We start from the raw sequence: 21077 nt of genomic DNA on the forward strand, positions 1-21077 counted from the left end.
CCGAGGAGCCACGGGACCGGCGACGCGGACCCGTGCGGGCCCGGTACGGACCCGAGTTGAGGCCCGGTGGCCCCGGCGCGGACCCGAGCTGAGACCCGGTGGGCCCGGTACGGACCCGAGTTGAGACCCGGTGGCCCCGGCGCGGACCCGAGCTGAGACCCGGTGGGCCCGGTACGGACCCGGTGGCGGTCGCGCCGTCCTCGCCTCCCGGGAGCGACGGACGGCGCGGCCGCACCGCGTGCTGCTACCGGAAGCCGAAGTTCCGCGGCAGGCGCTTGTCGCGGAACAGCTTCGACGGAACCGCGTCGGCGAGGACTCCGTAGCCCTCCGGGTTCAGGTGCAGCCAGTCACCGTCGTGGAGTTCGGGGCGCAGCCGCTCCGGGTCGGCCGGGTCACGGGTGACCTCGTCGAAGTCGATGACGCCGTCGAAGACCCCGCTGGTGCGGATCCACTCGTTCACCGTCTGCCGGGCGTTCTCGCGGTTCCCGGACGGGTCGGCGTAGAGATCGTTGCCGCCGAAGGGCGTGATGGTGGCGCCGAAGACCTGGATGCCGTGGGCGTGGGCGCGCACCACGATCTGCTCGTACGCGGCGATGAGGTCGGCCGCGATCTGCTTCTGGGCGGCCTCGGTGGGCTGAGCGGTGCCGATGTCGTTGATGCCCTCGAAGACGATCAGCCGGTCGACGCCGCTCTGGGCGAGGACGTCCCGGTCCATCCGGGCGAGGACGTTGGGGCCGAGCCCGTCATTGAGGATGCGGTTGCCGCCCGCGGCCTGGTTGAGCAGCGCGACGTCGCGGGTGGCCGGCTGGGACCGCAGCCGCTCGGCGAGCTGGTCGGGCCAGCGGTTGTTGGCGTTGGTGGTGGAGCCGCGCCCGTCCGTCAGCGAGTCACCCAGGATGGCGGTGGCGGTGGTGTCGGCGTCGGACCACACCTCGACGCCGCTCAGGAAGTACCAGTGGTCGGTGCGGGTGGCTCCGGGCAGGTCGGCGGCCTCGGTGTGGTTGCCGGCCAGCAGGTACGAACTGGTGCGCGAGCCGGGGTGCGAGGTGATGTCGGTGGAGGCCTGGCCCTCGGCCAGGTAGGCGGTGACCGCCAGCTCGGAGCCGGGCTCCAGTTCGAAGTCCAGCGGGTCCGACACGGCCTGCGCGCCCATCGGGACGTTCACCGAGTTCCGGCCCTGGAAGGTCACGGTCTGCACCGTCTCCTCCTCGACGGCGCTCACCCCGGCCTTGCCGTCCTCCGGCAGGGCCACGGACACCGCGGTGAGCGGCAGGTCGGCGCCTCCGAAGGCGTTCGAGAAGCGCAGCCTGATCTGCTCTCCTCCGGTGGTGACGTGGACGGTCTGCCGCAGGGTCGCGTCGTCGAGGACCACGTCCTGGCCGGTGAACGGCTCGGGCGGCATGTTGTGCGGCTCGGTGAGCTGCGGCATGGACGTCCAGGTGTTCACCCAGTGCCGGTCCGGACCGAAGCGGCCGGACGCCGCCGCCGGACCGGTCTCGGCAGCGGAGCCGGCCTGCGGGACGTGGGAACCGACGACGGACAGTACGGCCACAAGAACGGCCGCGAGCAACCCAACCGTTATCGCATGAAAGGTCGGCAACGATCTCTTCACGGGCGCATGCCTCCAAGGTCTGTGCGTGTGCAGCGGATGCCTGCGCTGCCCCTCACAGGCCTGGCGACCATGAAAGTACCGGGTCCTGCCTCCGCGGGGGAAGCGAGGAGGCGGTACGTCCGGAGAATCCCCCCGCGTCCGGAGGATTCCGTCGCCGGATGGCGGTCCCGGACTGGTCGCCGGGCCTCCCGGCCCGGAGACTGGGAGCCGCCCGGCACGACACGTGCCGCACACGAGAGGGAGGATGCGCGATGGACATGACGCTGGAGGTCGTCCTGCTGCCGGTGTCCGACGTGGACCGGTCGCTCGCCTTCTACCGGGACAAGGTCGGTTTCCACGTCGATCTCGACGAGGAGGTGATGCCGGGCACCCGGGTCGTCCAGCTCACCCCGCCGGGCTCGGGCTGTTCGATCGCGCTCGCCGAAGGTCTGCCCGCCCCGACCGGCACGTCGCGCCCCGGCTCGTACCACGGGCTGCAACTGGTGGTCGCCGACATCGAGGCGGCCCGCGCGGAACTCACCGGGCGCGGCCTGGAGATCTCGGAGCCGACCCGGTACGCCGATCAGGACGGCGCGACGTTCATGTACTTCACCGACCCGGACGGCAACGGCTGGGCCGTCCAGGAGTTCCGGGAGCGGGTGGCCAAGCCGCTGCACGTGCTGCTGAACGAGCAGCACGGCGGCTGAGACCACGAGGACCGAGACCACGAGGACCGAGATCACGAGGACCGAGATCACGGGGGCTGGGATCACGGGGGCTGGAACCAGGGCGGCTGGGACCACGGGGGCGACCAGGGGGGCTGAGACCACGGGGGCGACCAGGGGGGCTGGGACCACGGGGGCGACCAGGGGGGCTGGGACCACGGCGGCTGGGACCACGGAGGCCGACCGGAGGGCTGAGTCCACGGCGGCTGGGACCGGCCGGCGCGGGCGCCGTCGGCCGTGTCACGGACGGACGGAACCGGCCGGAGGCCGTCCGCCGTTCGGCCACCCGCGGACAAGGGGCTCGCGGAGGAACGCGCGGATCCATCGGCCGGACCCGTCGCCCCGTCCGTCCACGGGGTGACGGCGCGCGCCTCCCGACGGCCTGACACGCACCCCGCCCCACCCGACGGCCTCACGGCCCGCGCCCGCCCGCGGGGTGACGGCGCGGGCACGCACCGGCCGGGGTGAGGCTCAGGGCCCGCCCGTCGCTGCACGCCGGGCGGGCCCGGACACCTACCCACCCCGGCCGGTCTCCTCCCGGTGGTCCTTTCCCGGCCGGTCTCCTCCCGGCCGGTCTCCTCCCTGCCAATCTCCTCCCGGCCGGCCACCGCGACCCGGGCCGTCCGCACCGCGCCCCCACACCCACCCGGACGCCACCACGCGCACCCGGACGCCACCACACCGGCCCGGGCGCCCACCGCGACGCCGGGTGTCACCGGCGGCCATTCCACCTGCTGACGCCCCGTCAGTCCGCGCTCGGAGCGGCTTCCCCTCCGGCGCCCGGGCGTTCCGTACGGGAGACCTGACATCCGTACGAGAAGCCGCCCGCTCCGTACGGGACAGCTCCGGACGGGAAGCCGGCTCCGTACGGAAAGCCTGCTTCCCTTCCGTACCGGCAGCCGGGCGTTCCGGCCAGGCGTTCCGCACCGGCGGCCGGGCGTTCGTACCCGCCGGCGGCCGGGCATTCGCGCCCGCGGCCGGGCGTTCGTGCCGCGGCCGGCCGTTCCGCACCGGCCCGCGCCCGGCCGCCCCACGCCCGCTTCCCCCGGCTCAGCCAGGGGACGGCGTCCCCAGGGAAACCGCCCCCATGGTGGTGCCCCGCCCCGGCACGCAGACTGAGGAAACCGCCGGGCCGTGACCGTACGGCAGGGAAACGTGCCGTGTTCCGCGGCCGTCCCGGGCGGATCTTTGACCCTCCGTGTCCACCGAGAGGATGCAGCGTGTCCGAACCGTCCCAGCATGCCGCCGAGGACTCAGGTCCCGGCCGGCGGAGTGTGCTGAAGGCCGGCGGCGTCTCCGCGGCGGCCGTCATGATGCCCCTCGCCCCGGGCGGCGCCGCCCACGCCGCACCGGGACCGTCCGCCGCGCCCCGGGCGGCCGCGGACATCGCGCTCCGGGTCAACGGCGAGACCCACCGGGTCGCCGTCGAGGCCCGGGTGACGCTTCTGGACGCCCTGCGCGAACGCCTGCGGCTGACCGGCACGAAGAAGGGCTGCGACCGCGGCGAGTGCGGGGCCTGCACGGTGCTGGTGGACGGGCGGCGCGTGAAGTCCTGTCTGACGCTGGCGGTGATGCAGGAGGACCGGGAGATCACCACCGTCGAGGGGGTGGCCCGCGGCGAGCGACTGCACCCGGTCCAGGAGGCGTTCGTCGCCCGCGACGCCTTCCAGTGCGGCTTCTGCACCCCGGGCCAGATCATGTCGGCCGTCGCCTGCGTCGAGGAGGGCCACACCGGTTCGCGGGACGAGATACGCGAATGGATGAGCGGCAACCTGTGCCGGTGCGGCTGTTATCCGAACATCGTCGACGCGGTCCGGGACGCGGCCCGGGAGGTGCGGCGGTGAAGCTCTTCGACTACGCGCGCGCCGGCCGTCCGGAGGAGGCGGTCCGGATGGTCGCCGCGCGGACCACGGGCACCTTCGTGGCGGGCGGCACCGATCTGCTCAACCTGATGAAGGACGGCGCCCAGACGCACGACCTGGTCGTGGACGTCTCCCGGCTGCCGCTCACCGGCATCGAGGAGTCGGGCGGACGGCTGCGGATCGGCGCCATGGCCACGATGGCGGACGTCGCCCTGCACCCGGTCGTGCGCCGCCGGCTGCCGGTGATGTCCCAGGCCCTGCTGCAGTCCGCGTCTCCGCAGATCCGCAACATGGCCTCGATCGGCGGCAATCTGCTCCAGCGCACCCGCTGCGGGTACTTCCGCTCCCCCGGTTTCGCCTGCAACAAGCGGGAGCCGGGCAGTGGTTGCGCCGCGCTGGAGGGCCGCAACCGCGGGCACGCCGTGCTCGGCGGCAGCGATCACTGCATCGCCGTACACCCCTCGGACCTCGCCGTCGCGCTGCGCGCCCTCGACGCGACGGTGCACACCCTGGGTCCGGACGGGCCGCGCAGCATCGGGATCGCCGGTTTCCACCGGGCGCCCGGCACCACCCCGCACCGGGAGAACGCGCTGCGCCACGGCGAGTTGGTGACCGCCGTCGAGGTGCCGCTGCCGGCGCCGGGCGTCCGTTCCCGCTATCTGAAGGTGCGCGACCGCGCCTCCTTCGAGTTCGCCCTCGTGTCCGCGGCCGCCGTGGTGCGGATGGACGGGCGCACCGTGCGGGAAGTGGCGCTGGCGTTCGGGGGCGTCGCTCCGCTGCCCTGGCGTTCGGCCGAGGCGGAGGCGGCGCTGCGGGGCCGGGCGCTGACCGATACCACGATCGGCGAGGCCGGGGAGGCGCTGGTCGGGCGTGCCCGGCCGCGTGGCGAGAACGCGTTCAAGGTGGAGCTGGTCCGGCGGGCGCTGCGCGACGTGCTCGACCGGCTGGGGCGGCAGCGGTGACCGACGGCGCGCCGCGGGCGGCGGTCACCGCCGAATCCGCCGTCTGGGAGGCGCTGTACGAGGTGTGGCGGTCCGGCGGGACGGCGGGGCTGGCCACGGTCGTGTCGACCTTCGGTTCGGCCCCGCGCCCGGCGGGGGCCGCCATGCTGACCGGGCCGGACGGTGAGGTGACCGGCAACATCTCGGGCGGTTGTGTCGAGGGGGACGTGTACGAACTCTCCCGGGAGGCCGTCGCGGACGGCATCCCGCGCCTGGTGTCCTACGGGGTCAGCGCGGACGACGCGTTCGCGGTGGGCCTCACCTGCGGCGGCACCGTCGAGGTCTTCGTCGAACCGGTGGACGCCGGGACGTTTCCGGAACTGCCGTCGCTGCTGGCCTCCTTGCGCGCCGGTGAACCGGTGGCGGTCGCGACCGTCGTCGGACATCCCCGGGCCCCGGCCGTGGGCGCGCATCTGGTGGTGACGGCCGGCGACAGCACCGGCGGCACCGGGTCCGCCGCCGGGGACACGGCGGTCCGCGAAGCGGCCCGCGCGCTGCTGCGGCGCGGTGAGAGCGCGCCCGTACGGCTGCCCGGCGGCACGGATCCCGGCCGGCCGGGCGCTGGGGACGGCGCGCGGGATCCGGAGGAGCGGACGGCGGACACGGCCGACGGCGCGCTCCGGGTGTTCGTCTCCTGTCTCGTCCCGCCGCCGCGTCTGCTCGTCTTCGGCGCGAACGACTTCGCGGCCGCCCTGACCCGGCAGGCGCGGCTGCTCGGATACCGGACGACCGTGTGCGACGCGCGGCCGGTGTTCACCACGGCGGAGCGCTTCCCGGACGCCGACGAGGTGGTCGTCGCCCGGCCGCACGAGTATCTGGCCGCGGAAGCCGCCGCCGGCCGTCTCGGTCCCCGTACCGCCGTGGTGTGCCTGGGGCACGACCCCCGGTACGACATTCCGCTGCTGAGCACCGCGCTCCGGCTGGACCTGGGATACGTCGGGGCCATGGGGTCCGCCCGGACCCACGCCGAACGGGCGGCGCAGCTGCGCGCGGCCGGGCTCCGGGAGGCGGAACTGGCGGCGCTGTCCTCCCCGGTGGGGCTCGGGCTGGCGGCGCGTACCCCGGCGGAGACGGCCGTGTCGATCGCGGCCGAGCTGATCCTGCTGACCCGGGGCGGTTTCCCGGCCCGGCGCTCCCCGGCCGCCCGCCCGCCGGCCGGCCCGTCCCGCACGGCCGCGCCCTCCCGCACGGCCGTTCCCTCCCGCACGGCCGTTCCCTCTCGTACGGGTACGGCCGCCCCGTCCCGTACCCCCGGCGCGTCCCGGCCGTCCGCCCGCGGTGCGCCCCCGGGGCCGCCCGGCGTCCCCGCCGGAGAGGACCCGGACCGCCTCGCCACCACGGCACCCACGAAGGAGACATGACGATGAGCAAGGTGGTCGGCAAGCCCCTGCGCAGGGTCGACGCCCGGGCCAAGGTGACCGGCGCCGCCCAGTACGCCGCGGACGCCCGGGTGCCCGGGGCGGCCCACGGCTTCCTGGTGATGAGCACCGTCGCCCGCGGCCGGATCAGCCGCATCGACGTGCGCGCCGCGGAGGCCGCACCGGGCGTGCTGGCGGTGCTGACCCACCGCACGATGCCGCGGCTGCGAACGCCACCCGGGGAAGTTCCGTACTTCAAGTCGTTCGTGCCGCTCCAGGACGACCGGATCCACCACGCCGGCCAGCCGGTGGCCCTGGTGGTGGCCGGCACGCTGGAGCAGGCGCAGGAGGCGGCCACACTGGTGGAGGTCCGTTACGACAGCGAACGCCCCCGGGCCGCCCTGCTCGACGCCCTGGACGAGGCGTACGTCCCGCCGGACAGCCACGACGAGCCCAGCGAGTACACACGCGGTGACGTGGCGGCGGGCCGCGAGCAGGCCGAGGTGACCGTGGACGTCACCTACACGACCGTCACCCAGCACCACAACCCGATGGAGCCGTCCGTCACCCTCGCCGTCTGGGACGGCGCGGACCTCACCGTCCACGAGTCCGCCCAGGGCATCGGCTTCACCCGGAGCACCCTGGCCGAGGCGCTCGACGTGCCGCCGCGGAACGTGCGGGTCCTGTCGCCGTACCTGGGCGGCGGGTTCGGCGGCAAGGGACCGGTCTGGCCGCACACCCTGCTCACCGCGGCCGCCGCCCGGGAGGTGGGCAGGCCGGTCAAGCTCGTCCTCTCCCGCGCCCACACGTACAGCTCCACCGGCCACCGGGCCGAGACCCACCAGCGGCTGGCGCTGGGCGCGCGCCGCGACGGACGGCTCACCTTCGCCGAGCACACCACCACCGAGCAGGTCTCCCGCACCGAGCAGAGCCTCCACGCCGCCAACAAGGCCACGCGGCTGCTGTACGGGATCCCGAACCTCCGTACCGTCCAGCGGGCAGTGCGCCTGGACCTGCCCACGGGCAGTTTCATGCGCTCCCCGGAGGCCACCACGAGCCATGTCCTGGAATGCGCGCTCGACGAGCTGAGCTGTGAACTGGGCGTGGACCCGGTGGAGTTGCGGCTGCGCAACGACACCCGGGTGGACCTCGTGACCGGGGAGCCCTTCGGCAGCCGGTATCTGGCGGAGTGCTTCCGCCGGGGCGCCGAGCTGTTCGGCTGGGACCGCCGCGATCCCGAGCCGCGGTCGATGCGGGACGAGGACGGCCTCGTCGGCTGGGGGGTGGCGGCGGCCGCGCACACCGGCGGCGGTTTCCCGGGCGGCGCGGCCCGCGTCACCCTGTCCGAGGACGGCACCGCGCTGGTGCAGTCCGGCACCCAGGACATCGGCACCGGCACGTACACCGTCATGACGCAGGTCAGCGCCGACGGACTGGGGGTGCCGACGGACGCCGTGCGGTTCGAACTCGGCGACACGCGGTTCCCCGGGGCGCCGCTGTCCGCCGGGTCGGCGACGGTTCCCTGCACGGTGCCGGGTGTCTTCGCGGCCTGCGCGACGGCCCGGGACACGGTCGTCGGCATGGCCGTGCGCGACCCGGAATCGCCGCTGCACGGCAGGGACCCGGGGCGGATCACCGTGCGCGACGGGCGCCTCTTCGTCACCGGCGATCCGGGCCGGTACGACACCTACCGGGCGGTGGTCCGCCGGCACGGCGAGCCGGTCGTCGTCAACAGCCCGCCGCAGGACTCCTTCTCCGGGTACAGCACCGGCGCGGTCTTCGCCGAGGTGTGCGTCCACCCCCGGTTGGGGACCGTCCGCGTGCGGCGTGTCACCGGGGTCTTCGATCCGGGGACGGTGCTCAACCACCGCACGGCGCGCAGCCAGGCCATCGGCGGCGCCATCTGGAACATCGGTTTCACGCTCACCGAGCACACCCTGATCGACGCGCACGCGGGCCGCGTGGTCAACCCGAACCTGTCCGGCTATCTCGTGCCGGTCAACGCGGACGTGCCGCGCGTCGAGGTCGAGTTCATCGACAAGCCGGACCCCACCAGCCCGGCCCTGAACGCCCGGGGCTTCGGCGAGACCCCGTCGACCGGGGTGACGGCGGCCCTGGCCAACGCCGTGTACCACGCCACCGGGCGCCGGATCAGGGAACTGCCGCTCACCCCGGACAAGCTGCTGTGACCGTGCCCGGCCCCCGGCGGGCCTCCCTGCCGGCCGCGGCGCCCGGGCGCACCGGCCGGCCGGTGCGCCCGGCTCTCCGGGGCGTGCCCTGGCGGCGGCCCGCCCCCGTGGCCCAGAATCGGGGTGTGGACCCCTCCGAACTCGGCAACTACCTCCAGACCCGGCGTTCCCGTGTCACCCCCGCCGACGTCGGCCTGCCGCCGGGACCCAGACGCCGGGTGCCCGGGCTGCGCCGCGACGAGGTGGCACGGCTGGCCGGCGCCTCCGTGGACTACTACACCGAGCTGGAGCGGGGCCGCGGGGCCCAGCCGTCCGAACAGATGCTGGCGGCGCTGGCCGGGGCGCTGCGGCTGAGCCAGGACGAACGGGACCATCTGTTCCACCTCGCCGGCCGGTCCGTACCGCCGGCGTACGGTCCCGACGCGTCGCCGCATCCCGCGCTCCTCGCGTTACTGGAGCGGCTGGACGGCACCCCGGCGATGATCATCACCGACCTGCACGAGACCCTGGCGCAGAACGCGCTGGGCAGCGCGCTGATCGGCCGGGCCGCGGACGGCCCCGGCCTGCACCGCAGCCACCTCTACCGCTGGTTCACCCACCCGCCGACCCGTGAGCTGCACCCGCCCGAGGACCACGACCACCATTCCCGGTTCTTCGTCGCCGATCTGCGGGCGGCCGTGGGAAAGCGGCGCGGGGACTCGTACGCCGCCGGGATGGTCCGCGAACTGCGCAAGCGCAGCGCGGAGTTCGCGGCACTGTGGGACACCGGTGACGTGGAGGTCCGGCGCACCGACCGCAAGCGCATCGTCCACCCGGCGCTCGGGGTGCTCGAACTGGACTGCCAGCGCGTCTTCAGCGAGGACGGCCGCCAGCGCCTGATGTGGTTCACCGCGGTCCCCGACACCCCGGCCCAGGCACAGCTGGACCTGCTCCCCTCCGTCCCCCACCGCGGCCGGGCAGGTGCCCGGGAGGGCTCCCGCGGTTGATCCCTGCGGCCCCGCACAGCCGGCCGCTCAGCCCCCGGCCTTCTGCTGGGTGAGGGTCCAGGCGTACTGGAGCCAGTCCGCCACCGTCACGACCGTCAGCCCCGTACCGACCAGCCGAGCCGCCCTCGGCTGCACCACATAGCTGCCGACCAGGGCACCGGCCACCCAGGCGGAGGTGCAGAACGGGCAGGACACCAGATCGCCGACGGCCAGCCGCAGACCGTTCCCACGCGGCTCGTCCATCACCTCACCGGCGCTGGTGTCCTCCTCCCGGCGGGTGAACGGGGCCCTGACGAAGCTGGTGATCTTGTCCTTGGTGAGCAGTCTCGACGCCTTGTACGTCGCCGTGCCGAGGAGCAGCACGTCCCAGGGCGGAACGCGCTCGGGCAACTTGATCCCGCGCCGGTGGGCCACCGCCGAGAACAGCGCGACCCCTGCCCCGAAGGTCGCGGCCAGCGCGGCGTATCCGCGCAGCGGCACGTCGTCCCGGCTGTCGTACCGCCTGCTGTCGATCGTCATACGGCCCAGGGTGCCCCGCTCGGGACCCCCCATACCCGGGCATCCGGGCGAAGCTCCGGGGAGCCGGGCCGGCGGCGCACCGGGAACCGGGCATCGGAACGCACGGAGCTTCCGCACGCGGCCGGGCGCGCCCGGGAGCGGTGGGGCTCACGACGTACAGCCGCGCCCCGCGAGGTCCACCTCCACCCAGGCCGTTTTCGTGCCCACGGTCCGGGTCTCGCAGCCCCAGCGGTCCGCGTACGCCGCGACGAGCAGCAGGCCGCGCCCCGATTCCGCGTCGGCGTCCGGCCGCCCGGTGGCGATGGGCGGCATCCGGTCCGGGCGGGTGTCCGTCACCTCGACGCGCACGGTGTCCCTGCCGAGCCGGATCCCGAGCCGGAAAACACGGTCCGCCACGCGGCCGTGGGTGACCGCGTTGGCCGCCAGCTCCGCGACGACGGCCGTGACGGCCTGCGAGACCGCGGAGTCGTACGGAAACCCCCAGTCGGCGAGCTGCTGACCGGTCAGGCGGCGGGCCAGGCGGGCGCCGCGGCTGGTGCTGCTGAGGCGGACGGTCATCTGCGGGGCGCGTGCGGGTGATCCGGTCGTGGCACTTTGCGACTTCATGCTGTAACCGTCCCGTCACGCACCTACGCTCACCAGGTCGGACAACGGTCAGGACCGTCCGGTACAGGGCTGTCCGGGCCCGGTACGGCAGCTGTACGGGTCCCGTCCCGTGACCGGTGGGCACCGGCCCCGGTTGCCCCGGACGAGACCGAGCGGGAGCACGGCAGGGCAGGGGGCCACATGGGCAAGGACAGCGCACGCCCGGCGACGGGGCCGCGCGAACGGGACCGGGAACGACCGGCGGTGTGGAGCGCGTACGGCAAGCTCCTGCGTCTCTTCCGCGAGCGGGCCGGTCTCACGCAGCAGGCGCTGGCCGAGGCCATCGGCTACTCGCTGGAGCAGGTCGCCTCGGTCGAGCAGGGGCGACGGCCGGCGAAGGGCACCCTGACCGAGGCCGCGGAACGGGTACTCGGCGCGGGCGGGGCTCTGCGAGTCCTCCAGGAGGACGTGGACCGGGCCAAACTGCCGGAGTTCTTCCGCGACTTCGCGCTGCTGGAGGCGGAGGCGGCGAGCCGGTTCTCCTACGACCCGATGCTGATTCCGGGCCTCTTGCAGACGGAAGCCTACGTCCGGACACTCCAGGAAGCGCACTTCCCGCCGCTTGACGAGGAGATTGTCGAACGGCACATCGCTGCCCGGCTGGCCCGGCAAGCCCTCTTGACGCGCAAGAACCCGTGCATCGTTTTCGTGTTCATCCTCGAAGAGGGCGCGCTGCACCGGCTGGTCGGCGGGGCCTCAGTCATGAAAGCCCAGTTGCGATGGCTGGTCGAATGCACCCGGATGCGCAACGTGGAGATTCAGGTCATGCCCACACGGCGAGCCGTACACAACGGCGTCAACGGGCAGATGGTCCTGTTGGAGACGAGCGAACGTCTCCGGTTCGCGTCCATCGAGTCCCAGGGCATTGTGAGCGTCCGGTCCAGCCGCGACGAGGTCAGTGAATTCTGGCTGGCCTATGGGATGCTGCGATCCCAGGCCCTCAACACCGAGGAGTCTGCACACCTCATCGAGCGCGCGGCAGGGGAGTTATGAACATCGAACGGCACACGTGCGCGGCTGACGAGCTGACCTGGTTCAAGAGCAGCCACAGTGGTACGAACGGCGGCGACTGCGTGGAGGTGGCGATAGCCCCGCACACCGTGCACGTCCGGGACTCCAAGCGCGCGGCGGGGCTCCACCTCCGTGTGAGCCGTCGCGCGTGGTCCGGCTTCCTCACGGGTGTTGCCGCGCGCCGCACCTGACCCGGCCGCCCCGGGGCGGACCGGCGGCCCCGGGGCGTCCCGTCTCAGCCCTCCCCGGCGCCCGCCCGGTCAACCCGGCGCCTCGGCTCACGCCGTGGCCGTACCGGCGCCTCCGGTTCGGCGAAGAGTTCCGGGTGTTCCGCCCGGATGGTCTGTACGTCGGTGAAGACCAGCCGCAGATGGGACCGCAGCGCCTCGTCGGCCCGGTCCAGGTCGCCCTGCTCCAGCTGGTCGACCACGGCGGTGTGCTGGCCGATGAGCAGGGAGAGCTGCTGCGTGAGCGGCAGTGACAGCCGCCGGGCGCGGTCGAGCTGCGCCTTGGCCTGGCTGACCACCGGCCACGCCTCGGGATGCCCGCCGGCGGCCATGAGGCGGGCGTGGAACTCCTCGTCCAGCCGGAAGAAGCCCTCCGGGTCGTCGCGCCGCTCGGTGTCGGCCTGCGCGGCCAGCAGCTCCCGCAGGTCGGCCACGTCGCGCCGGGTCGCCCGGCCCACGGCGTCCCGCAGCGCGGCGCACTCCAGCGCCTCGCGGATGAACTGCGCGGCGGCGATGTCCCGCTCCCGGATGCGCGCGACAAAGGTGCCGAGCTGCGGATAGACGTCGACGAGCCCCTCCTCGCCGAGCAGGATCAGGCTCTCCCGCACCGGGGTCCGGCTGACCCCCAGCTCCGCCGCGAGGTCGTTCTCCGAGAGCGAGGCCCCCGGGGCCAGCTCCAGGCTGATGATGCGCGAGCGCAGCAGCTCGTGGACCAGCTGCCGGGTGTTGCGTCCCCGTGCCCGCGCCGCGTGCAGTCCCTCGGTGGGTGCCATGTCGTCGCCCCGATTCTCGTGAACGTTTCTCTTGACGGCTTCAACTACAACACTTGTATGGTAGCCGACCAGCAGGGGGCATGCGTAGCTTTGAACTGCAAGGAGGCAGCACCCCATGAGCGGACACCCGCCCGCCGCACCGGTGGCATCGGCACCACCCAAGGAACTCAGGCGCACCGTCGGAGCGTCCGTCATCGGCACCATCGCCGAGTATTACGACTTCTTCATCTACGGCACGGCGTCCGCTCTGGCCTTCAACAAGATCTTCTTCCCCGAGGTCGACCCGGCGGTCGGCACCCTCGCCGCCTTCTCCACGTATGCCGTGGGCTTCTTCGCCCGCCCGCTCGGCGGTCTCGTCTGGGGCCATGTCGGCGACCGGATCGGCCGCAAGCGGGCCCTGGTCTTCACCCTGCTGCTCACCGGCCTCGGCACCTTCGCCGTCGGGCTGCTGCCGACGTACGACCAGATCGGCATCTGGGCGGCGGTCATCCTGGTCGTGGTCCGGCTGATCCAGGGCTTCGGCGTCGGCGGTGAGCAGGGCGGTGCCGTACTGCTGACGGCTGAGGCCGCGCCACCGGAGAAGCGGGGCTTCTACGCCAGCTTCGTCCAGCTCGGCTCGCCCGCCGCCTATCTCATCCCGACCGCTCTCTTCGCCGTCCTGACCTCGCAGATGTCCGAGGAGGCGTTCCTGTCCTGGGGCTGGCGGATCCCGTTCCTGCTCAGCGCCTTCGTGGTGCTGATCGGCCTGTTCATCCGGCTGCGGGTGAACGAGTCCCCCACCTTCCAGGCCGCGAAGGAGACGCAGCAGACGCAGACGGCGCCGCTGAAGCTGCTGATGCGGGAGAACCGCCGCGAGGTGGTCGGCGGGCTGTTCACCAAGTTCGTCGAGGCGGCGGTGTTCCCCTTCTACACGATCTTCCTCGTCGCCTACGCCGAGGACCAGGGCGTCGACTCCTCCATCGTGCTCAACGCGGTGCTGATCGCCATCGCCGCCGAGCTGGTCGCGATCCCGCTGCTGGGCCGGCTCACCGACCGGGTCGGCAGGCGCCCGGTGTACCTGGCCGCGGCCGTGCTGAACCTCCTCCTGGTGGTCCCCGCTTTCGAGGCGGTCCAGACCGGGAACACCGCGGTGATCGTGCTGCTGCTGGTCGCCGGCCTGGCGTTCGGGCACGCGGGCACCTACGCCCCGCAGGCCTCGTACTTCCCCGAGCTGTTCCCCGCGGTCGCCCGCTACAGCGGCATCTCCATCGTCTGGCAGTTCGGCTCGATGCTCGCCAGCGGCCCGTTCACGGTGGTCGCGGCGGCGCTCCTGCTGGCCGGGAACGGCTCGTACCTCTGGGTCGCCGTCTACGTCGGCGCGCTCATCGCGGTCAGCATCGCCGCGCTGTGCTTCATGCCGGAGACCGCGCCCGGACGGCTCGGCGGCCGCGAGTACGCGCACTGGCCGCGGCCCGGTGACGCCGCCACCCCCGCCACCACCGGAGTGAAGCAGCCCGGAACCGGGCACGAGCCGGTCGACGCCGGCCGCCCCTGACCGCCCGACCGGACCCGCGCCGTGCCGCCGGCCCCGCCCCCGCGGGCGGCCGGCGGCACGGCACAGCATGAGGAGAACCCATGGCCACGATCACCGAGGCGAAGATCATCATCACCTCGCCGGGCCGCAACTTCGTCACCTTGAAGATCACCACCTCGGACGGCGTGACCGGCCTCGGGGACGCCACCCTGAACGGCCGGGAGCTGGCCGTGGCCTCCTATCTGGAGGACCATGTGCTGCCGCTGCTGACCGGCCGGGACCCCGACCGCATCGAGGACATGTGGCAGTACCTCTACAAGGGGGCCTACTGGCGCCGCGGGCCGGTGACCATGACCGCGATAGCGGCCGTGGACACCGCGCTGTGGGACATCAAGGGCAAGGTCGCCGGAATGCCGGTGTACGACCTGCTGGGCGGCCGCGCCCGGGACGGCGCCCTGGTCTACGGGCACGCGAGCGGCGGCACCGTACCGGAGCTGCTGGACGACGTGGCCCGCTTCCGCGACCTCGGCTACCGGGCCATCCGCGCCCAGGCGGCCGTACCCGGATCGCCCGGGAGCTACGGGGTGCGGCACGGCGCGGTGTACGAGCCCGCCGCCACCTCGCTGCCCGAGGAGCAGCTGTGGTCCACCGAGGCGTATCTCGACTTCGCCCCGGACTGTCTGGCCGCCGTCCGGGAGCGGTTCGGCTTCGGCTTCCACCTGCTGCACGACGTGCACCACCGGCTGACCCCCACCGAGGCCGGCCGGCTGGGCCGCCGGCTGGAGGACCTGCGGCTGTTCTGGATGGAGGACCCGTCACCGGCCGAGCTGCAGGAGTCGTTCCGGCAGATCCGGCAGGCCACCACCACGCCGATCGCCGTCGGCGAGGTCTTCAACTCCATCTGGGACTGCCAGCAGCTCATCACCGAGCGCCTGATCGACTACATCCGGGCGTCCGTGGTGCACGCGGGCGGCATCACCCATCTGCGGCGGATCTTCAACCTCGCCGAGCTGTACCAGGTCCGCACCGGCTCGCACGGCGCGACGGACCTGTCACCGGTGAGCCTGTCCGCCGCCGTGCACCTCGACGTGACCGTGCCCAACTTCGGGATCCAGGAGTACATGGCGCACGCCCCGGTCACCCATGAGGTGTTCCACACCTCCTACGAACTCCGCGACGGCGCGCTCCACCCCTCCCCCGCCCCCGGGCTCGGCGTGGAGATCGACGAGCAGGCCGCCGCCCGCTTCCCGTACGAGCCCAAGTACCTCCCGGTGAGCCGCCGGACGGACGGATCGGTGCACGACTGGTGAACACGGACAAGCGACTGTCCCGCGCCACACTCGGCGCCCTCCCCGCCGAGGCCCGGCCCCCCGCCGACCCTCGCTCGCTCCGGCCGCGCCTGGTCCATCTGGGCCTCGGCGCCTTCCACCGCGCCCACCAGGCCGTCTACACCGAGACGGCCGAGGCCCGGCACGGCGGCGGGTGGGGCATCGCCGGGGTGTCCCAGCGCAGCCGGTCCGTGGTGGACGCGCTGGGCCCGCAGGACGGGCTCTACTCGCTGACGCTGCGGGAGCCGGACGGCCCGCGGACCCGGGTGGTCGGATCGGTCACCGAGGTGCTGCACGCCGCGGGTGACGGCCCGCGGCTGACCGGGCTGATCGCCTCGCCCGACGTCACCGTGGTCACCACGACCGTGACCGAGAAGGGCTACCGGCGCGACCCCGCCGGCGGCGGGCTGGACACGGCCGACCCTGCCGTGCGGGACGATCTGGCCGGGGCGCCGGTCCCCGCCACGGTGGTCGGGCAACTGGCCGCCGGACTGCGGGCGCGCCGCCGCACGGGCGCCCCGCTCTCCGTCGCCCCCTGCGACAACATGGCCGACAACGGCCGCGTCCTGCGGCGGCTGGTGGGCGACTTCGTGGCCGCGGCGGGCTGGAGCGACGGCGACGCCCTGCTGGAGTGGATCGCGGCATCGGTCGCCTTCCCCTCGACGGTCGTCGACCGGATCGTGCCCGCGGCCTCCGAGGCCGACCGGCGGGCCGCCGAGGCGGCGCTGGGCCTGCGGGACGAGGGGGCGGTGACCGGGGAGCCGTTCACCCAGTGGGTGCTCGAGGACGCCTTCGCCGCCGAGCGGCCCCGGTGGGAGAGCGGGGGCGCGCTGCTGGTCCCGGACGTCGCCCCGTACCAGCTGATGAAGCTGCGGCTGCTGAACGGCTCGCACTCGCTGCTGGCGTATCTGGGGCTGGCGGCGGGCTGCGAGACCGTGGCCGACACCATGGAGACACCCTGGGGCGAACCCGTCGTGCGCGCCTACACCTCGGAGGTCGCGCGGACCCTGGACCCGGCCGCGGGACTCGACACCTCCGCCTACGTCGACAGCCTGCTGAGCCGCTTCGCCAACCGCGCGATGGGCCACCGGCTGGAGCAGATCGCCATGGACGGCTCGCTGAAGATTCCCGAACGGTGGCTGGCGCCGCTGCGGGACCTGCGGGCCGGAGGCCGGGACGCCCCCGTGCTGGCGGCGGCGCTCGCGGCCTGGGCCCGGCACACGCGGGACGGCGGCCGCCTCGACGACCCGGCGGCCGACCGCCTGCGGGCCGCCTGGACGCACCCCGGCCACCGGGCGCTGCGCGAGCTGCTCCACACCGCCGGGGCACCGGAACTGGCCGGGGACTCCGTGCTCGTGGCGGAGATCGGCGACCGGCTCGCCGCACTGGACCGGGACCCGGGCGGGGCCGGGGGCGGCGGTCCGGCTGGCATCACCACCGGGTGAACGGGGGCCGCCACGACGGGGCCCGGGGGCCGGTCGTGGCGGGGCGCCGTGAGCCCCGGGCCCGGTGCCGGGGCCGGATCCCGTGCACCAGGGGCCGGTCGTTCCGGGGCCCACGGCGTGAGCCCCTGGGCCGGTGCCGGATCCCGCTGCCAAGGCCGGATCCCGTGTCTGGGCGCGGGCCTTCATACAGGCGGGGCGGTCGTGCGTCCCCGGGCGGCCGGACCCTCCCGGCGGCCCCGGAACCACCCGGCACGGCAGGCCGCGGCACCACGGCAGACCGCCGGTCAGGCGCCGAGCCGTCGTCTCAGCCCGCCTTGCGCCACGCCCCCGTGCCCAGGCGGCCGGTGTCCACCAGGTCGATCGGCCCGTCCGTCTCCAGGGTCCGGGAGCGTTCGCCGGGTGCCGGGGCGATCTCCAGATACGTGGTCGGGGCGTCGGGCGACATCATGCGCCAGACCAGGCCGGAGGTGGCCGACTCGCCGGGCCGCAGGGTGAGCGGTTCGGGGCCGGGGGCCTCGCCCGCCATCGGGATCCCGCCGGTGCCCCGCAGGACCTCGATGTCGTACGGCTCCCGGTTCTCGTCCAGGACCCGGACGGACGGGTAGCCGTCCAACTCGTACGGTTCGCTGCCGCAGTTGGTCAGCGTCACCGTCAGGGCGCGCAGTCCCATGGCCCCGTTCACCGGACCGATCGCGATCCGCACCCCGGACGCGGCCGAGCAGTCCGCCGCTCCGCCCGGCCGCCGGGTGACGTCCGGCCCCGCGGGCGGCGGGGACAGCTCGGGGGCCGGAGCCGTGGGAACGGGGTGCGGGAGGCTCGGTGTCGCCGTGCGCGCGGGGTCGCTCTCGCGTTCCAGCTCCCGGGCCAGGCTGCTGCAGCCGGACGACAGCACGGCGGCCACGGCGAGGACCAGGACAGGTCCGGTACGTATGACGGTCACGGGACGATCATGCCACCCGCTGCCGGCGCGCCGCGGCTCGCGCCGGTGCGGGCCGGTGCGGGGCCGGGCCGGGCCGGTGCGGGCCGGGCCGGTGCGGAGGGCGCGCCCGTGCCGCCGGCCGCGGTGCCTCACTCGGCCGGGTCGAGCGACTGGGCGGCCCAGATCGTCTTGCCGTTCTCGGTGTACCGGCTGCCCCAGCGGTGGGCGAGCTGGGCGACGAGGAACAGGCCCCGGCCCCCCTCGTCCGAGAGCCGTGCGCGGCGCAGGCGCGGCTGGGTCTGGCTGACGTCGGACACCTCGCAGATCAGGTACTTGTCCTTGATGAGCCGCAGCCCGATGGGTCCGTCACCGCCGTACCGGACGGCGTTGGTGACCAGCTCACTGATGATCAGCTCGGTGGAGAACATCAACTGGTCCAGGTTCCAGGTCGCGAGCCGGCTCTCCACCACTTCCCGGGCCTGGCCGACGACGGCCGGTTCCGCAGGGAAGTGCCAGGTCGCGACCGCGTCCTGGGACAACCGGCGGGTGCGCGCCACCAGCAGCGACACGTCGTCGTCGGGCGATCCGACCAGGAGTTCGCCGAGCACGGCGCGGCCGGCGTCCGAAGCCGTCTGCCGCTGGTCGGCGGCGGTGCGCAGCAGCGCCATCAGCCGCGACCGGCGGTCACCGGAGCCGCCGCGGGCGTCGGCAGAGGCTTCGGACGCCGCGTCCGCCCGGGAGGCTTCGGCGGCTTCGGCGGACGGCCCGGCAGCGGCTTCTGCGTCGGGCGCGTCGGTTCCGGCGTCGGGCGCGCCGGTTCCGGCGTCGGTTCCCTCGGCGGTCCGGGCGGCGGTCCGGGCGGCGTCGGCGGCGTTCCGGGAAGGGCCTGGGGCGGAGTCGGCGGCGGTGCCCGCGGAGGTGTCCGCCGAGGCACCGGCGGCAGGGCCCGAGCCGCCCGGTGCGCCGGAGCCGGCCGTGTCCGCCAGCAGCGGCGGGTTGTGGAAGGCCAGCACCGTGTCCGGCGGCACGTACAGGACGGCCTGCTCGAAGGGCTCGCCGCCGATGCCCAGGACCGGGCCGGGCTTGACGTCCACCTCCGAAGGCTCCTCGCCGGGAACGGCGTACACCGGCGGCGGGTGCCCGGCGCTGGCCATCTCGCAGCGGCCGTCGACCGGGTCGTACACGCAGTACAGGCAGGAGGCGCCGACCGCCAGCCGCCCGGCGGGCACGACGGTGTCGCCGAAGACGCCGAGCCCCGTCTCCCCGCCGTCCGGCCCGCCCTCCGCCTCGCCCAGGTGGACGGCGAGATCGTCCAGGTGGGTGAGCAGTTCGCCGGGCGAGAGGTCCAGGTCGGCGAGGGTCTGCACGGCCGTGCGCAGCCGCCCCATGGTTGTGGCGGCGCCGAGCCCGTGGCCGGCCACCTCGCCGACCACGAACGCCAGCCGGGCGGAGGACAGCGAGATCACGTCGAACCAGGTGCCGCCGATCCCGGCCGTGGTGCCCGCGGGCACGTAGTGGCCCGCGGCCTCCGCCGCGCTCGTCTCGCTGGCCGCCCGTGGCAGCAGGCTGCGCTGCAGGGCTTCCGCGGTGCGCTGTTCGCGGGTGTAGCGGCGGGCGTTGTCCAGCCCCAGGGCGGCGCGTGAGGCGAGTTCCTCGGCGAGGTCGGTGTCGCCCGGCGTGAGCGGGTGGCGGCTGCGGGAGCGCCACAGCGCGAGGACACCGAGGACCGACCCGCGGGCGTTGAGCGGCGCGATCAGGGCGGAGGACGCGGACGCGGGCAGCAGGACGCGGTCGATCTCCGGTACGCCGCCGATGTCGGCGCGCACCTGGTCCAGATCGGGGATGACGTCGGCGTGGCCGGACCGCAGCCTGCTCCCGCCCTCCCTGGTCAGCCGGTACCGGTCGCCGGACCCGTACAGCTCCCCGGGCCAGGGTGCGCCGTCCGCGGCGGCCACCGCGACCCGGGCCACCGGGGCGCCGTTGCGGAAGTCACCGGGCTCCTCGCCCAGCAGGACGCCCTCCGCCAGGTCGACGGCCACCAGATCCGCGAAGCCCAGCGACACGAGGGTGTCCGCCAGGTCCTGCGCCATCCGGGTGACGTCCAGGCTGCGGCCGATGCGCTCGGCGGCCACATGGAGGAGATTCATTCGTTCCTGCGCGACGTGCTGGTCGGTGACGTCCGTGTGGACGACCACCATGCCCATGGGGCGGGCCCGGGCGTCGTCGAGCCGGAACGCCGAGAAGGACACGACACGGTCCCGGTCCGGCCTGTCCCGCTGCCGCGCCCGGTGCACCCAGTCGATCAGCGGCTCGCCGGTCTCGGCCACCCGCTCCAGCCGCTCCCGTACCGCCCTGGCGTCCTCCGGCAGCAGCACCTCCTCGATCGTCCGGCCCACGGGGTGGACCGGGATCCCGGTCCCGGCGCGCGCACCGGCGGCCTCCGAGGGGAGGTTGAGCCGCGTCGTGGTCAGGTCCAGGTCCTGTATCGCCAGTCCGACCTGCGTCTGCTGGAACAGGGCCCGGACCAGTGCCTCGTTCTCGTCGCGGCGTCTGGCCACCGCTTCCGGGACCATCTGGACGAGAAATCCGGCTCCCTCCGGTTCGCTCAGGGCCCACACGAGGAGGCGTACGGGCAGCGGAGGGCCGTCGGGGCGGCGCAGCTCCGCGCTGCCGGATCCCGCTCCGGGCCCGGTTCCGGTCTGCCGTTCCAGCTGCCGCCACGCCTCCGGACGGGTGAGCAGGTCACCCGCGTGGCGGCCGCAGAGGCTCTCGGGCGCTTCACCCGTCAGCTCGCGCACCGCGCCGCCGCACATCGTCACGTGCCCGGTGCGGTCGAGAGTCAGCACGGCCTCGCCCCCGGACGGCCGGTCCGGGTCCACGAGTTCCGTGCCTGTGCTCACGCGCGCTCCGTTCCGTGCCGCCGCCCGGTGGGTCACTGCCCCCATTCAAACCGTTCGCCCCGGAAAGCGCGCCGCGAGGCGTACG

At 74.2% G+C, this 21077-nt stretch carries 17 protein-coding genes; 11 read left to right on the forward strand and 6 right to left on the reverse strand.

Annotated elements, in window-relative coordinates; translation table 11 throughout:
• Positions 1-244 precede the first annotated feature (244 nt).
• Positions 245-1552, reverse strand: a complete 1308-nt coding sequence (locus GCU69_RS00300) for an SGNH/GDSL hydrolase family protein (RefSeq protein ID WP_235978106.1) — start codon at positions 1550-1552, stop codon at positions 245-247.
• 311 nt (positions 1553-1863) lie between these two features.
• Here GCU69_RS00300 and GCU69_RS00305 point away from each other — a divergent pair, with 311 nt between their 5' ends.
• From GCU69_RS00305 to GCU69_RS00330, 6 genes are all read left to right on the forward strand, one after another.
• Entirely contained in the window at positions 1864-2298 is a 435-nt protein-coding gene (locus tag GCU69_RS00305) for a VOC family protein (RefSeq protein ID WP_098750391.1), read from the forward strand.
• A gap of 1238 nt (positions 2299-3536) precedes the next feature.
• Entirely contained in the window at positions 3537-4160 is a 624-nt protein-coding gene (locus tag GCU69_RS00310; RefSeq protein ID WP_408055738.1) for a (2Fe-2S)-binding protein, read from the forward strand.
• A complete protein-coding gene (locus GCU69_RS00315) occupies positions 4157-5140 on the forward strand; it encodes an FAD binding domain-containing protein (protein ID WP_218037884.1) in 984 nt (327 codons plus the stop codon). The genes GCU69_RS00310 and GCU69_RS00315 overlap by 4 nt, the downstream gene beginning before the upstream one ends.
• Positions 5137-6540, forward strand: coding sequence for an XdhC family protein (locus GCU69_RS00320; protein WP_170315742.1), 1404 nt, complete (start codon positions 5137-5139; stop codon positions 6538-6540). Before GCU69_RS00315 ends, GCU69_RS00320 begins: the two co-directional genes overlap by 4 nt.
• On the forward strand, positions 6537-8726 hold the full coding sequence (locus tag GCU69_RS00325; protein ID WP_235978107.1) for a xanthine dehydrogenase family protein molybdopterin-binding subunit: 2190 nt from the start codon (positions 6537-6539) through the stop codon (positions 8724-8726). Before GCU69_RS00320 ends, GCU69_RS00325 begins: the two co-directional genes overlap by 4 nt.
• Before the next feature lie 125 nt (positions 8727-8851).
• The gene (locus GCU69_RS00330) at positions 8852-9712 is read left to right on the forward strand and encodes a helix-turn-helix transcriptional regulator (RefSeq protein ID WP_098754871.1); all 861 of its coding nucleotides are present in this window, start codon (positions 8852-8854) and stop codon (positions 9710-9712) included.
• Between the two features lie 27 nt (positions 9713-9739).
• Here the strand turns inward: GCU69_RS00330 and GCU69_RS00335 are convergent, their stop codons facing one another.
• Together GCU69_RS00335 and GCU69_RS00340 are read right to left on the reverse strand one after the other, a co-directional pair.
• Complete coding sequence (locus tag GCU69_RS00335; RefSeq protein WP_098754872.1) at positions 9740-10231, reverse strand: DUF1360 domain-containing protein; 492 nt, start codon at positions 10229-10231, stop codon at positions 9740-9742.
• A 147-nt stretch (positions 10232-10378) separates the two neighbouring features.
• The gene (locus GCU69_RS00340) at positions 10379-10837 is read right to left on the reverse strand and encodes an ATP-binding protein (protein WP_156204801.1); all 459 of its coding nucleotides are present in this window, start codon (positions 10835-10837) and stop codon (positions 10379-10381) included.
• 180 nt (positions 10838-11017) lie between these two features.
• On the opposite strand from GCU69_RS00340, the gene GCU69_RS00345 reads away from it, so the two are divergent.
• On the forward strand, positions 11018-11869 hold the full coding sequence (locus GCU69_RS00345) for a helix-turn-helix domain-containing protein (protein WP_156204802.1): 852 nt from the start codon (positions 11018-11020) through the stop codon (positions 11867-11869).
• Positions 11866-12078 carry a DUF397 domain-containing protein gene (locus GCU69_RS00350; RefSeq protein WP_156204803.1) on the forward strand — a complete coding sequence of 71 codons (213 nt, stop codon included), beginning with the start codon at positions 11866-11868 and terminating at the stop codon, positions 12076-12078. Before GCU69_RS00345 ends, GCU69_RS00350 begins: the two co-directional genes overlap by 4 nt.
• A gap of 44 nt (positions 12079-12122) precedes the next feature.
• On the opposite strand, the gene GCU69_RS00355 is transcribed toward GCU69_RS00350, so the two are convergent.
• Entirely contained in the window at positions 12123-12887 is a 765-nt protein-coding gene (locus GCU69_RS00355; protein WP_098754866.1) for a GntR family transcriptional regulator, read from the reverse strand.
• A gap of 115 nt (positions 12888-13002) precedes the next feature.
• Between GCU69_RS00355 and GCU69_RS00360 the strand changes: the two genes are divergently transcribed.
• The 3 genes from GCU69_RS00360 to GCU69_RS00370 all read left to right on the forward strand — a co-directional run bounded on the left by GCU69_RS00360 (position 13003) and on the right by GCU69_RS00370 (position 17173).
• On the forward strand, positions 13003-14421 hold the full coding sequence (locus GCU69_RS00360; RefSeq protein WP_098754867.1) for an MFS transporter: 1419 nt from the start codon (positions 13003-13005) through the stop codon (positions 14419-14421).
• An 80-nt stretch (positions 14422-14501) separates the two neighbouring features.
• A complete protein-coding gene (gene manD / locus GCU69_RS00365) occupies positions 14502-15710 on the forward strand; it encodes a D-mannonate dehydratase ManD (protein ID WP_098754868.1) in 1209 nt (402 codons plus the stop codon).
• On the forward strand, positions 15707-17173 hold the full coding sequence (locus GCU69_RS00370) for a mannitol dehydrogenase family protein (RefSeq protein WP_156204804.1): 1467 nt from the start codon (positions 15707-15709) through the stop codon (positions 17171-17173). The genes manD and GCU69_RS00370 overlap by 4 nt, the downstream gene beginning before the upstream one ends.
• 304 nt (positions 17174-17477) lie before the next feature.
• Here GCU69_RS00370 and GCU69_RS00375 read toward each other — a convergent pair whose 3' ends face one another.
• Both GCU69_RS00375 and GCU69_RS00380 read right to left on the reverse strand, forming a co-directional pair.
• Positions 17478-18113, reverse strand: coding sequence for a DUF4232 domain-containing protein (locus GCU69_RS00375; RefSeq protein WP_235978108.1), 636 nt, complete (start codon positions 18111-18113; stop codon positions 17478-17480).
• A 128-nt stretch (positions 18114-18241) separates the two neighbouring features.
• Positions 18242-20992, reverse strand: a complete 2751-nt coding sequence (locus GCU69_RS00380; RefSeq protein WP_170315743.1) for a SpoIIE family protein phosphatase — start codon at positions 20990-20992, stop codon at positions 18242-18244.
• Between the last annotated feature and the right edge of the window lie 85 nt (positions 20993-21077).

This window comes from Streptomyces lycii (genome assembly GCF_009735685.1).
Classification (GTDB): Bacteria; Actinomycetota; Actinomycetes; order Streptomycetales; family Streptomycetaceae; genus Streptomyces; species Streptomyces lycii.

Bases quoted from the DNA above. Each gene is read 5' to 3' on its own strand.
- GCU69_RS00325 (WP_235978107.1), top strand. From the start codon at position 6,537: ATGACGATGAGCAAGGTGGTCGGCAAGCCCCTGCGCAGGGTCGACGCC.
- GCU69_RS00335 (WP_098754872.1), bottom strand. From the start codon at position 10,231: ATGACGATCGACAGCAGGCGGTACGACAGCCGGGACGACGTGCCGCTG.
- GCU69_RS00305 (WP_098750391.1), top strand. From the start codon at position 1,864: ATGGACATGACGCTGGAGGTCGTCCTGCTGCCGGTGTCCGACGTGGAC.
- manD (WP_098754868.1), top strand. From the start codon at position 14,502: ATGGCCACGATCACCGAGGCGAAGATCATCATCACCTCGCCGGGCCGC.
- GCU69_RS00355 (WP_098754866.1), bottom strand. From the start codon at position 12,887: ATGGCACCCACCGAGGGACTGCACGCGGCGCGGGCACGGGGACGCAAC.
- GCU69_RS00360 (WP_098754867.1), top strand. From the start codon at position 13,003: ATGAGCGGACACCCGCCCGCCGCACCGGTGGCATCGGCACCACCCAAG.
- GCU69_RS00345 (WP_156204802.1), top strand. From the start codon at position 11,018: ATGGGCAAGGACAGCGCACGCCCGGCGACGGGGCCGCGCGAACGGGAC.
- GCU69_RS00340 (WP_156204801.1), bottom strand. From the start codon at position 10,837: ATGAAGTCGCAAAGTGCCACGACCGGATCACCCGCACGCGCCCCGCAG.
- GCU69_RS00350 (WP_156204803.1), top strand. From the start codon at position 11,866: ATGAACATCGAACGGCACACGTGCGCGGCTGACGAGCTGACCTGGTTC.